The sequence below is a fragment of the Nonomuraea helvata genome (genome assembly GCF_039535785.1).
GTDB classification, from domain to species: domain Bacteria; phylum Actinomycetota; class Actinomycetes; order Streptosporangiales; family Streptosporangiaceae; genus Nonomuraea; species Nonomuraea helvata.
In genome coordinates this window covers 605,898-619,647 of the sequence record NZ_BAAAXV010000012.1, presented here as the reverse complement: position 1 = coordinate 619,647, position 13,750 = coordinate 605,898, and the positions used below count along the sequence as shown (strand labels likewise).

The window sequence follows — 13,750 nt, the reverse complement described above, 5'->3', positions numbered from 1 at the left end:
GCGGTGCTGCGGTCGGCGGCGGGTGGCTCGCGGCCCCTGGTGTGTCAATCGCGAGCGGGCCAGGCCGGGGCTTGCGTCAGATCGCTGTAAGGGGGGAACAGATCCACCAGCTGGGTGACCGTGAGCAGCCGGGCCAGGCTGCCCTGCACACCGATCAGCCGCAGCGCCCCGCCACGTTTCTCGGCCCGGCTCTGGGCGTCGATGAGGACCCACAGGCCATGGGAGTCACAAAACTCCAGCTGCGCGGTATCGACCACGATGCGCGGCCGGGAAGCGGTCAACAGCCCATCCAGCGCGTGCAGCAGGGCGGGATGGGTCTGGTGATCCAGCTCTTCCTCCAACTCCAGGAGGGCGAAGCGGGGACGCTGCTTGATAGTGATCGTTAACTGTGTCATGCCTTTCGGATGCCGAGCGGGCGCGTTCCTGGCGCTCGAAGCCTGGCGCGGCCGGCGTCCGCCGTCACAGGTCTCAGGTCGTATCCCGGCCCGGTGCATGCGCAGGTCTTCGCCTTCGGTCATCTTCCGCCTTGATAGCCATACCCGCTTTGCGAGTCGACCGGTAGGCCGAGTGCCCGGCACCTGGTGGTCGCCCTTGGGCCGGTGCACCCCATTGACGGGACAGGGGTCTTCGCGCCCGCGCCTGCTCGGCCCGGGCCGCCTGCTGAGGCTCCATCCGCTCGGCGCGCTCGCGCAGCGCCGCCAGAACCTGCCTGCGTGCGCCCACCCACAGGGTCATCTCGTCCCCCGACCTCCTCTACGCGCATCCCAACCCCAGCCCCTGCGACCAAAATCGTTAGTCAGCAGGCTCTTACAGAGGTGGGACGATTTCTGCTGGCCACCGGCTGCGTTCACGGATGACAGGCGGAAGTAACGCGCGAACCCGAGCTCGCCGCAACCGTCCTGACACCTGGTCTTCTGCCGGTGAAAATTTCACGAATGGTCCAGAGAAAACGCCGGTCATCCGCAGGATCCGAGGCCGGGTTGCGCGGCATCGCGAGTCCCCCTTGACGCCAGACATTGGACGTCATACGTTTCGGCGAACCTATTCCTTGTCGGATGCCTTATCGCGTTGACGAACCACATCGTTTCAATCAGGTCCGGGTCGACGTTCTACCGCGTGCCCCACATCACGGTGTTTCGTCGAACGGCACCCGGTGCGGAGCGATGAACCAGCCGTGGCGGCACGGGCGGCATTAGGCAAAACCATCACCTACCTCGCCATCAGGAGTTTCGATGAGCACGCCGATGAACCGTCGACACTTCATCGCCACCACTGTGGCCACCGCCGGCGCTGCCGGGCTGCCTCCGGCAATCTTCAATGGCCGAGCGGCTGCTGCCGTGCCGCCGCAGCTGACGCTGCCGCAACGCGGCATCTACGATACGGCCGCCGCGGCAGGTTGGACCGATGCCTTCCTGACCGGCAACGGTGAGTACGGGGCCATGCTCTACGGTGCGCCCAGTCTGGAGAAGGTGGTCTTCACCCATCATCGGTTCGTGCTGCCCAACGGCACCCGTAACGTGACTCCGCCGGTGCTGTCGGGCCGATTGGCGGGGGTCAGGGACAAGGCGCTTGCCGGCGACTTCAACGGTGCCACCAGTGACTTCACCTCCGGCTGGTCGTTGCGCTGGACCCAGACCTTCCATCCGGGTTATGAGCTGCAGATCAGCGCCCCAGGGGTGACGACGGTCAACGACTACGCCCGGATCACCGATTTCAGGACCGGTGAGGTCACCTCGACGTGGACCGACGGTTACGGTACGTGGAGCCGCCGGGCTTTCGCTTCTCGAGCCGACGGGGTCATCGTCCACGAGCTCACTCCCGCGCCGGGCCGGACGATCGACACCACGCTGAGCGTCAACACAGGCCTGAGCGGCGTGCCGGGGTCGGTCGGCTTCACCACCCTGGCCACGGTCGCCAACGGTGATGGCTACCTGAACCTGCGGGGCAGATACCCCGCCGGGCAGGGGGCTTTCGGCTATGAGGGCGTCACCCGGGTGATCGCGACCGGCGGTTCGGTACGGGTGAGCGGGTCGGCCATCGTGGTGGCCTCGGCGACCAAGCTCGTGCTGCTGACCAAACTCGACCGCTACGAGTCGTCCACCGCGTGGGACGCGAAACCGCTGCACACGGCGCTGGCCGCGCTGAGCGCCGACTACACGGGCTTGCTCACGCGGCATACTGCCCTGCACACCGCGCTGTACGACCGTTCACGCCTCGACCTGAACGTCAGCGCCGCCGATCGGCAATTGTCGACCAGCGAGTTGATCGCGCGGCAGAATGCCAACCGCAATGTCATCGACCTCGCGTTGTTGGAGCGGATGTACGACTCCGGCCGTTACCTGTTCCTCAGTTCCAGCGGCATCCTGCCGCCCCGGCTGACCGGCCTGTGGACGGGCGCCTGGGACGCGGCATGGGCCGGCGACTTCACCACCGACGCCAACGTCAACTTCCAGGTCGCAGGCGGCAACATCCTGTCCCTCACCGAAGCCATGGACGGCTACTTCAACCTGATTCTCGGCCAGATCAACGACTGGCGCACCAACGCCAGAAACCTCTACGGCGCTCGCGGCCTGCTCGCTCCCTCCCGGACCGACGGCGAGTACGGCAAGATGCTGCACTTCGACGGCGGGTTCCCCGGGCACACCTGGATTGGCGGCGCCGACTGGCTGCTCTATCCGCTGCTCGAGTACTACCAGGTCACCGGTGACGCCACCTTCTATCGCACCAAGCTCGCTCCGGTCCTGATCGAGCTCGCGTCGTTCTACGAGGACTTCCTCACCCGCACCGACGCCAACGGCAAGGTCATCTTCGTGCCGTGCTTCTCCATGGAGAACAGCCCCGGCAACACGGGCAGGCAGTTGTCGATCAATGCGACCGGCGAGATCGCCGCGGGCAAGCACGCGCTGCAGGCCGCCATCGAGGCTGCTAACTTCCTCGGCACCGAGCAGGGCCCAGGCCAAGGCGTGCAACGCTGGACCGCCTTGCTGGCCAAGATGCCCGATTACCGGATCAACGGCGACGGGGCGCTCGCGGAATGGTCGTGGCCCAGCCTGAGCGACCGATACAACCACCGTCACGTACAGCACATGTACCCGCTCTGGCCGCTGCACGAGATCAACCCCGAAGACAAACCCGACCTGATCCGCTACGCGAGCCGCGCCCTGGATCTGCGAGGGGACGAGGCAGGGGAGGCTCACGGCGCCATCCACCGCAGCCTCGCCCGAGCCCGGCTCAAGGACGGCGCCGGCGTGTACACCAACGTGCGGAAGATTCTGGGCAACAACATGATCTTCCGGTCGTTGATGACCTCGCACAACCCGAACCTGGCGATCTACAACGCCGATGCCGCCAATTCGCTGCCCGCGATTCTCGCCGAGGCATTGATCTACACGAGGCCCGGCATCCTAGAGTTGCTGCCCGCCCTGCCCGATCAGTTCGCCAAGGGCACGATCACCGGGGTGCGCGGCCGCAACCGCATCCGGATCGAGTCCCTCACATGGGACATCGGCGCCCGGACCGTCACCGCCACCGTCGTCTCCGACATCACCCAGACCGTAACGCTCATCTCCCGGCGCGGGATCGCTTCCGTTTCCACCGGTGCGAGCGTCGCCGCCTCGCCGTTGGGCAGCTACGCCAGGCAGGTGTCACTCACCGCAGGTACGACTACCCAGATCACCGTCGAGTTGGGCGCCGGCGGCCCGTCCACCGGCGTCGTCCGCCTGGTCAACCGCAACAGCGGTAAGGTGCTTGACGTCTCGGGCGCCTCCACCGCCGACGGCGCCGCCATCGTCCAATGGCGCTGGAACGGCGGGCCCAACCAGCAGTGGCGGATGTTGCAGAACTCCGACGGCTCCTTACGGCTGTCCGGTGTCGGCAGCGGCAAGGTCCTCAGCAGCCCGAACGCCAACCAGGGCGCCGCACTCGTCCAGGCGACCGATAACAACGGCGCGAACCAGCAGTGGAAACTCCTTCCCGCAGCCACAAGCGGCTACTACCGACTCGTCAACATCGGCAACGGATTGTGCGCGGACGTCGAAGGGGGCTCCACAACCGACGGCGCCCGAATCATCCAATGGCCTGGCAACAACGGCGCCAACCAGGAATGGCAGATCGTCACCATATGACACCCCGGAGCCCACCCACGCGTTCCGTCGCACTACCTCGCTGCCGAGGCTGTCACTTCAGGTGTGTAAAGATCATTTCTTTACTTGATTCGGCCTGGATAGGCGATGTCGAGTTCGATGGTGCCGCGCGCCGGCCGATTGTGCGCTCTCCCTCGATCAGGCGGGCGGGTGCTGGGCGAGTTCTTGAGCGGGCGATCGGCTGCTCGCCGAGATCGCGGTGCCCGACACCGGGGGGCACTACGGGTGGACGACCGTCGCCCCGGATCTGGACTCGGCACCTGACGGCGTTCACGACCTTCGGATCGGCCTGCACGGGGACGTCAGGCTCGCCGCATTCCGCTTCTGCTCCTGAGCTTCGTATGACCGGCTCTTCACTACGATCAGCTTCAGTACGGACCTGAGGATGGCGATGGCGAAGCGTGTGACGATCAACGATGTGGCCCAGGCTGCAGGGGTTTCCCGGCAGACCGTGACCCGCGCGATCAACGGAATGGGAGAGATCAACGAGCAGACGAAACAGCGTGTCCTGGAGGCGTGCGAGCGCCTCGGCTACCGGCCGAGCCGGTTCGCCCGCAATCTCGTCGCCAGGAAGAAGACCCGCGCGATCGGCTACCTGGTCGCCTCGTTCCGCAACCCGTACTACACCGAGATCGCCGGGGACCTGCTCAACGCAGCCGCGGCTCGGGGCTGGCACGTGCTGATGGCCTCGACGGAGACGGAGGAGGAGTCGGCGGCCATGGAGATGCTGGCGGGGGAGGTGGACTTGTTCATGGGCCACTTCTTCCTGCCGGACGACGACCTCGCGCAGGTCTGCCGGGGAGTTCCGCTGGTCATGGTGGATCGCCTGATGGACCGGTCCGGCATGCACTCGGTGGAGATCGATCTGCGTGAGGGTGTACGGCATGCGATCGAGGCGCTGCGAGCCAGGGGCGTACGGCACCTCGGGATGATCGATTCCGACTTCACCATGCGGGACTCGCCGACCTACCATCCCTCGCTCCGGCGGGAGTGGTTCGAGGAGCTGGCGGGCGCCGAGTCGGCACGAATGATCACGGTCGGGGAGGAGTCGCTGGCCGGTGGCGGGAAGGCCTTCGCCGAGCTCGTGGCCGCCCACCCGGAAGTGGATGCCGTGCTCGTCTACAACGACCTCATGGCCATCGGCGCCGTGCAGGCCTCGCACGCGCTCGGCATCGAGGTGCCCGGGCGGGTCAGGATCTGCGGTATAGACGGGCTGAGCCTGGGCGAGGCGGTGCTCCCGCGGCTGACGACGTTGTCGATGGGGCGTGAGGCCGTGGTGAAAGCCGCGCTGGACATCGCCGAAGAGCTCGCCGCGGCCGACTTCGCTCCGCTGCCGCCCATGCGTCGGGTTGTCAACCCGTGTCTGATCTGGCGCGAATCCGCCTGACGAAGTTCCCCATTGACATGGAGCCACCCCGCTCCGTAGCGTGACGTTTCCAACAGATGTCGTGAGCGTTCACGGCCGTGACGTGAACGTTCACGCTCCCTTCTCTCCGAGAGCGCGCCATCGTGCCTTCCACCTGCAAGAGCCTGATCAACCGGTCATGGAAGTTCACCTACGGAGACCCGTCCGGCGCCACCGAGCCCGGCTATGACGACAGCGACTGGTACGACGTCGGCCTGCCGCACTCCTTCGGCCAGCCGTACTTCATGGAAGCCGGCTTTTATGTGGGTCGTGGCGTCTACCGGCGGGACTTCGTCGTCGAGCACCCGGACAAGCGCGTCGCCCTGGAGTTCCAGGGCGTGTTCCAGGACGCCGAGGTCTATGTCAACGGCCACCGCGTCGGCCGGCACCTGGGCGGCTACACCGCTTTCGAGATGGACATCTCCGAGGCGGTCCGGCCCGGGATGAACCAGCTCACCGTACGGGTGAGCAACGAGTGGAACCCGCGTCTGGCGCCGCGGGCGGGAGAGCACGTCTTCAACGGCGGGATCTACCGCGACGTGTCGCTGATCGTCAGTGAGAAGGCCCGCTTCGCCTGGTACGGCACGGCGGTCACCACCGACGGCAACCGCGTCGAGATCGCCACCGAACTCGTCAACGACGGGGACACCCCCTTCGAGGGGCAGCTCGACGCCGTGGTGAGCCTGGACGACGTCGAGCTAGCGACTGTTAGCGCTCACATCAGCCTGGATGCGGGCGAGGCCACTACCCACCGGACGCAGCTGCTGCTCGACGAAGTCCGGCAGTGGCACCCTGCCACCCCGGTCCTCTACCAGCTCGACCAGCGACTGAGCAACGGTGAGCAGGCGAGCACGACCTTCGGGTTCAGGACCGTCGAGTTCACCACCGACGGCGGCTTCTTCCTCAACGGCGAGCACTACCTCATCAACGGCGCCAACGTCCACCAGGACCACGCCGGCTGGAGCGACGCGGTGAGCCACGCCGGCATCCGCCGCGACGTCGCGATGATCAAGGAGTGCGGCATGAACTTCATCCGCGGCTCTCACTATCCCCATCATGAGCAGTTCGCCGCCGAATGCGACCGGCAGGGCCTGCTGTTCTGGTCGGAGCTGCACTTCTGGGGCGTCGGCGGCCACGACGCGGAGGGCTACTGGAACGCCAGCGCCTACCCGCCGCACGAGGAGGACCGCGCCGAGTTCGAGGAGAGCTGCCTGCGCGCGCTCACCGAGATGATCCGTGTCAACCGCAACCACCCCAGCATCATCGTCTGGAGCGTCAGCAACGAGCCCTTCTTCACCGACGCGGAGGTGATGCCGGCGGCCAAGAAGCTCATCACCCGCCTGGTGGACCTGGCTCACCAGCTCGACCCGACCAGGCCTGCCGCGGTCGGCGGCGCGCAGCGGGGCGGCTTCGACGAGCTCGGCGACCTGGCCGGCTACAACGGCGACGGCGCGGCCCTCTTCCACCAGCCGCCCTGGCCCAGCCTGGTCACCGAGTACGGCAGCGCCATCGAGAACCGGCCCGGCGTCTACGGTCCGCGCTACACCGACGGCGTCGAGATCGACCACCCCTGGCGGGCCGGGATCGCGCTGTGGTGCGCCTTCCACCACGGCAGCATCATCACCGACATGAGCCGGATGGGCTTCATCGACTACTTCCGCGTGCCGCTGCGCTCCTACTACTGGTACCGCAACAAGCTGCGCGGCATCGAGCCCCCCGTCTGGCCGAGCGAGGGCACCGCGCGAGCCTTACGGCTGAGCTCCGACACCGAGACGATCGGCACGGACGGCACCGACGACGCCTACCTCCGGGTCGAACTCGTCGACGAGAGCGGCGCGGTCATCTCCGACGAACGCACGGTGACCATCGAGGTCTTGGAGGGCGGCGGCCTCTTCCCGACCGGCACCTCGATCGAGCTGCCCGTCGTGGACGGGATCGGGGCGATCGAGTTCCGTTCCCACTATGCCGGGGTCAACGTCCTGCGCGCGAGCGCCGAGGGTCTGGAGCCCGCCACCCTCACGATCCTGGCGACCGGTGGCCCCGAGTGGACCGGTCAGCCGCGCAAACTGCCCTCTGGGCCGCCGAGCCGGCGCTATCGGCCCGGCAGCGAGCGGCTGCTGTCGGCCAACCGGCCGGTGTTCAGCAGCGGATCACCCGCTCATAACGTCACCGACTACAGCACCGAGCACGGCTGGAGCGGCGAGTGGGTCCGCGTCGACCTGGAGGGTGCGTGGCGGCTACGGCGGATCGAAGTCCGGTTCGGTGAGGGGGCCGACGTACCGTTCGTCATCGAAACCGACGACGGCGCCCAGGTGGCGGCCGGTCTGACCGGAGGCGGCCCGGCCCGCGTGGAACTGGACGCCCTGCTCGCCCACGAGGTGTCGGTGCGCTTCCCCGCCGGGCCGGCGGAACTGATCGAGGTGAGGGTGTATGGCCACTAGCACGCGCCTGCGGCGCATCCGCCGGAACTGGCAGCTCTACCTGCTCGTCGCGGTGCCGGTGGCCTATTTCGCGATCTTCAAGTACATCCCGATGGCCAACGCGGTCATCGCCTTCAAGGACTACAGCGTCCTGGACGGCATCTGGGGCAGCGAGTGGGTCGGCTTCCGGCACTTCCGCGCCTTCTTCGACAACCCGGTCTTCTGGACGCTGGTCAGCAACACCTTCATCCTGTCGGCCTACTTCCTCCTCGCCAGCTTCCCGATCCCGATCATCCTGGCGCTGGCGCTCAACGAGGTCCGGCGCGGGTTCTTCCAGCGGACCGTGCAGCTGGTCACCTACGCGCCGTACTTCATCTCGACGGTCGTGGTCGTCTCCATGACGATCCTCATCCTGTCGCCCAGTGTCGGGCTCGCCAATGACGCGCTGGGGCTGTTCGGCATCCCCTCGATCGACTTCCTCGGCAATCCTGACTACTTCCGGCACATCTACGTGTGGAGCGACATCTGGCAGACCGCCGGTTACTCCGCCGTCGTCTACATGGCCGCGCTGTCCGGAGTCGATCCCGGGCTGTACGAAGCCGCCCGGGTGGACGGCGCCTCCCGCCTGCAGAAGATCATCCACGTCGACCTGCCGGGCATCATGCCGACCGCGGCCATCATCCTGATCCTCGGCGTCGGCAACATCATGGCGGTCGGCTTCGAGAAGGCGTTCCTGCTGCAGAACCCGCTGAACCTGAGCAAGTCGGAGATCATCGCCACCTACACCTACAAGACCGGCCTGCTCAACGCCGACTTCAGCCAGGCCACCGCGGTCGGCCTGTTCAACTCCGCCGTCAACCTCGTCCTGCTCATCGTCGTGAACAGGGTCGCCAAGCGCGTCTCCGGATCGGGGCTCTGGTAACCATGGTCAGGGAATCGCGGACGGACCGGCTGTTCATGGTCGGTGTCTACGTGCTGCTCGCCACCTTCCTGGCGGTCGTGCTGCTGCCGCTGCTCTACATCCTGGCCAGTTCCCTCAGCGATCCGAACGCGGTCAGCTCCGGCCGGGTCACCTTCTGGCCGGTGGACTTCACCCTGCGCGGCTTCCAGGTGGCACTGTCCGATCCGCAGATCCTCGTCGGTTTCGGCAACTCGCTCTTCTACACGGCCGTGGGAACGTTCGTCAGCGTCAGCCTCACGCTCATGCTGGCCTATCCGCTGTCCCGCAGGGATTTCGTCGGAGGCGGGCTCCTCACCCGGCTGATCGTCTTCACGATGCTGTTCGGCGGCGGCCTCATCCCCACCTACCTGGTCGTCAAGTCTCTCGGCATGATCGACACGCGGTGGGCGCTGATCGTCCCGAACGCGATCGCCGTCTGGCAGGTGATCATCGCGCGCACCTACCTGCGCCACTCCATCCCCCGCGAGTTGTTCGAGGCCGCCGAGATCGACGGCGCCAGCCACTTCAGGGTCCTCTGGTCGATCGTGCTGCCCCTGGCCAAGCCCATGATCGCGGTGATCGCCCTGGTCTACGCGATCAGCAACTGGAACTCCTACTTCGACGCTCTGCTCTATCTCAAGAGCGACGACCTCTATCCGCTGCAGCTCGTGCTGCGCAACATCCTCATCCTCAACACCCAGAGCAACGGCATGGACGTCGCCACCGCCATGGAGCGCCAGCAACTCGCCGATCTGCTCAAGTACTCGCTCATCGTGATCTCGACCGTACCCGTGCTCCTCATCTACCCCTTTGTCGCCCGGCACTTCACCAAGGGCCTCATGATCGGCTCCGTCAAGGGCTGACGCACCCCCCACCTACAGACATCGAGGTATCACCGTGTCCGTCAGAGTCGTCGTCGCAGCACTCACCGCCGGTTTCCTGGCCCTGGCCGCCTGCTCCGCCGAGAAGCCCAAGCAGGAGCAGAAGGCCGGCACCATCAAGATTTTCGCCCAGCAGAACGCCGACCAGCACCTGAGCAACAGCCCGTTCACCAAGCGGGTGCAGCAGAAGCTCGGGGTGACCCTCACCTTCGAGACCACCACCTGGGACAGCGCCGCCGCCAAGGAGAAGCGCCAGATCTCGCTGGCCAGCGGCGATCTCCCCGACGTCTACATGCTCATCCCGTGGGTCGACGCGTTCTCCCCGGCCGAGCTGATCCGCATGGGCAAGCAGGGCGTGCTCGTGCCGCTCAACGACCTGATCGACAAGTACGCCCCCAACGTCAAGAAGGCGCTGGAGTCGATGCCCGACTTCAAGCGGCTGGCGACCGCGCCCGACGGGAAGATCTACGGCATGCCGCAGTGGAACGACTGCTTCCACTGCTCCTATCCCTCCAAGTTCTGGATGAACTCGGCCTGGCTGAAGAAGCTCGGACTCAAGCAGCCCACGACCCCCGACGAGCTGCGCGAGGTGCTGAAGGCGTTCAAGGCCAAGGATCCCAACGGCAACGGCAAGGCCGATGAGATCCCGCTGAGCGCGAACACCGCCAACCCGCTCCTGCCGTACCTCATGAACGCCTTCGTCTACGACCCGCAGGCCACCGGCGCGTACGGCTCCACGCTGGCGGTCAACGCCGGCAAGGTGCAACTGCAGGCCGTGCAGCCCGGCTGGCGCGAGGGCCTGCGCTACATCGCGGGGCTGTACAAGGACGGCCTGATCGACCAGGCGGCCTTCACCCAGAACGGGGACGCGATGAAGGCCAAGGGCGACAAGGCCGGGGCGAGCGTCGTCGGCGCGGCGACGGTACACCACCCGGCCCAGCTGGTCACCCTGGGCCAGAAGGACCGCCGCGACAGGGACTACGACGCCGTGGCCCCGCTGACCGGCCCGTCCGGCGCGCAGTATGCCACCTACATCCTGCCCAGCCTGCCCGGCGCCTCCTTCGTCATCACCTCCAAGGCGAGCGAGGCGACCCAGATCGCCGCGATCAAGCTGCTGGACTACCTGTTCACCGACGAGGGACACGTCCTGGGCCAGGTCGGCGAGGAGGGCAAGGACTGGGCCAAGGCGGGCCCCGGCGACGTCGCGCTCGACGAGAGCCTCAAGCCGTCGTTCAAGACGCTGACGCAGCCCGAGGGCGCGCCGAAGAGGGAGGGCGCCTGGGGGCCGATGGCGGAGTACGACAACACCAAGGAGTTCCGCAACGCCCAGGTGACATCGACCGACATCTACGACCAGGCGGGCTACGAGCGCCGCCTCTTCAAGGCCGCCGAGCTGTACGCGGGCAAGGAGCCCAAGGACCAGGTCTTCCCGATCTGGCACACCAAGATCGCGCCGGAGGAGGCAGGCGAGCTGGCCACTCTGCAGACCAACATCGACAACTACGTCAACCAGTTCAGCCTGCAGTTCGTCACGGGCCAGAAGAACATCGACGACGACTCCGCCTGGCAGGCTTACCTCGACGGGCTCAACGGCCTGAGCCTGACCCGCTACCTCCAGATCCAGCAGAAGGCATACGACGCGCTGTGACGACCAGACATCTCCTCCGGCTCTCCACACCCGCCGCCCACTTCCACGACGGTTTCCCGCTCGGCAACGGCCGGTTGGGCGCGATGGCGTACGGCGGGCCGGAGGTGGAGCGTTTCGACCTCAACCTCGACACCTTCTGGTCGGGCGGTCCCCAGCCGCCCCCGGAGGGTCCTTCTCCTGCCGGGCTGCTGCCAGAGCTGCGTGCCGCGATCGCCGCGGGCGACTTCGAGCGCGCCGACGAGCTGGGCCGCCGGATGCAGTCCGGCGGCTGGACCCAGGCCTACCAGCCGCTGGGCTTCATCGAGTGGCGTCATACCGCCGCCGGTGAGCCCTCCGGCTACCGCCGAGAGCTCGACCTCGCCCGTGCGGTGACCACGGTGAACGGTCTACTGACCAGCTTCGTCTCCGCCCCCGCCGGGGTGCTGGTCGCGTCGGCTCGCGGGCCGCTCGAACTGCCCGAGTTCACCTCACCGCACCCGGTCGAGGTGATCCGCGACGGAGAGTGGCTTACCATCACCGGCCGGGCGCCCGCGAACGTGCTGCCCGACTACATCAACCGGGAGCCCGCCGTCGTCTACGGCGCGGACGCGCCCGACGGCGATGGCACGGTCGCCGCCGGCATGGGCTTCGCCGTCGTCATCGCGGTCCAGAGCACCGGATCCGGCGAGGTGCGGATGGTCGCCGCGGCCGCCGACGGCTTCCGCGGCCATGCCGTACGGCCCAGCGCCGACACCGCCGAGCTGGCCCGCCGGGCACGCGCGCAGGTCGAGGCGGCACTGTCCCGGAGCACGGCGGAGCTGCTGGCCGAGCACGAGGCCGACTACCGCGGCTACTTCGACCGGGTTGACCTGTCGCTGCCCGACGAGCGCGCCGAGCTCTACTACCATTTCGGCCGCTACCTGCTGATCTCCAGCTCCCGTCCCGGCACCCAACCGGCCAACCTGCAGGGCATCTGGAACGCCGACGTGCGGCCCGGCTGGAGCAGCAACTACACCACCAACATCAACGTCCAGATGAACTACTGGCCCGCCGAGCCCGCCGGCCTGCCCGACCTGCACCAGCCGCTGTTCGAGCTGATCGGCGGCCTGCTCGATACCGGCCAGGACGCGGCCCGGCACTACTACGGCGCCGCCGGAGCCACCACTCACCACAACACCGACCTGTGGCGCTTCAGCGCCCCGGTCAACGGCGATCCGCAGTGGGCCAACTGGTCCTCCGGCCTGCTCTGGCTCACCGCCCACCTCTGGGACCACCTCGAGTACGGCGGAGCACCCGAGCTGCTCCTGCCCGCTCTGCGCAGCGTCACCTCCTTCGCGCTGGACTTGCTGGTTCCCGACGCCCACGGCAACCTGGTGATGAGCCCGTCGACCTCGCCGGAACACCATTTCCTCACCGACGCAGGCAATCCGGCGGCCATCTCGGCGGGCGCGGCCATGGACCAGGAGCTCGTCCGCGAGGTCCTGACCCGTTACTGCTCGCTGGCCGACGACGAGCTCGCCGTACGCGCGGGGAAGGCGCTGTCACAGCTGCGTCCGGTCGCGATCGACGGCGAACTGCTGGAGTGGTATGACCGGCGGCCCTCCCAGGAGCCCGGCCACCGCCACCTGTCCCACCTCTACGGCCTCTACCCCGGCACCCGGATCACCGAGTCGGGGACGCCGGACGACTTCGAGGCGGTACGGCAGGCGCTGGCCACCCGGCTGCACCACGGCAGTGGACACACCGGCTGGAGCCAGGCGTGGATCCTGTGCCTGGCCGCCCGGCTGCGCGACCCGGAACTGGCCGAGCGCTCGATCGCGATCCTGCTCGACGAGCTGGGCTCCGTCTCGCTGCTGGACCTGCATCCCCACGGCGGCCGGCCGTCGGGCTACATCTTCCAGATCGACGGCAACTTCGGCGCTGTCGCGGGGATGACCGAGTTGCTCGTGCAGAGCCACGAAGGCGCGGTCAGCCTGCTGAAGACGCTGCCGGGGAGCTGGGACACGGGATCGGTGCGCGGCATCCGCTGCCGCGGCGGGCACACCGCCTCCGTGGCCTGGTCCGCGGGCATGCTCACGTCGGCGGCGATCACCGCCGGGTCGGACGGACGGCTCGTCGTCGAGGTACCCGGCGACACTCCGCCGCTGACCGTCACGTGCGGCGAGCGAGCGGTCCCGGCCCGGGAGGTCTCCGGCGCGCTCGCGGGGCGCCGGCGCATGACCTGGGACGCGACGGCGCTCACCCGCTACACGCTCGTCCCCGAGGGTTCCCTGTGAACGCGCGCGCGATCGCGAGCACGGCGGCATGCGCCGCCGTGCTCGCCTCCCGCCGCCAA

General features: G+C 67.5%; 8 protein-coding genes. 7 read left to right on the top strand and 1 reads right to left on the bottom strand.

Features of this window, described 5'->3' with window-relative positions; translation table 11 throughout:
• Positions 1–44: 44 nt before the first annotated feature.
• Positions 45–518: an STAS domain-containing protein gene (locus ABD830_RS53250; RefSeq protein WP_345003290.1), complete on the bottom strand. Its 474-nt coding sequence runs from the start codon at positions 516–518 to the stop codon at positions 45–47.
• A 756-nt stretch (positions 519–1,274) separates the two neighbouring features.
• Here ABD830_RS53250 and ABD830_RS53245 point away from each other — a divergent pair.
• From ABD830_RS53245 to ABD830_RS53215, 7 genes are all read left to right on the top strand, one after another.
• Positions 1,275–4,124, top strand: coding sequence for a glycosyl hydrolase family 95 catalytic domain-containing protein (locus ABD830_RS53245; protein WP_345003289.1), 2,850 nt, complete (start codon positions 1,275–1,277; stop codon positions 4,122–4,124).
• 409 nt (positions 4,125–4,533) lie between these two features.
• Complete coding sequence (locus ABD830_RS53240) at positions 4,534–5,529, top strand: LacI family DNA-binding transcriptional regulator (RefSeq protein WP_345003288.1); 996 nt, start codon at positions 4,534–4,536, stop codon at positions 5,527–5,529.
• Positions 5,530–5,651: 122 nt separating this feature from the next.
• Positions 5,652–7,988, top strand: coding sequence for a glycoside hydrolase family 2 protein (locus tag ABD830_RS53235; RefSeq protein WP_345003287.1), 2,337 nt, complete (start codon positions 5,652–5,654; stop codon positions 7,986–7,988).
• Entirely contained in the window at positions 7,978–8,889 is a 912-nt protein-coding gene (locus ABD830_RS53230; RefSeq protein ID WP_185070310.1) for an ABC transporter permease, read from the top strand. The genes ABD830_RS53235 and ABD830_RS53230 overlap by 11 nt, the downstream gene beginning before the upstream one ends.
• A gap of 2 nt (positions 8,890–8,891) precedes the next feature.
• Positions 8,892–9,770, top strand: a complete 879-nt coding sequence (locus ABD830_RS53225) for a carbohydrate ABC transporter permease (RefSeq protein ID WP_345003286.1) — start codon at positions 8,892–8,894, stop codon at positions 9,768–9,770.
• Positions 9,771–9,804: 34 nt separating this feature from the next.
• Positions 9,805–11,436: a type 2 periplasmic-binding domain-containing protein gene (locus tag ABD830_RS53220; protein WP_345003285.1), complete on the top strand. Its 1,632-nt coding sequence runs from the start codon at positions 9,805–9,807 to the stop codon at positions 11,434–11,436.
• Positions 11,433–13,691 (top strand): glycoside hydrolase family 95 protein, encoded by a 2,259-nt coding sequence (locus tag ABD830_RS53215; RefSeq protein ID WP_345003283.1) that lies wholly within the window; start codon positions 11,433–11,435, stop codon positions 13,689–13,691. Before ABD830_RS53220 ends, ABD830_RS53215 begins: the two co-directional genes overlap by 4 nt.
• Positions 13,692–13,750 lie beyond the last annotated feature (59 nt).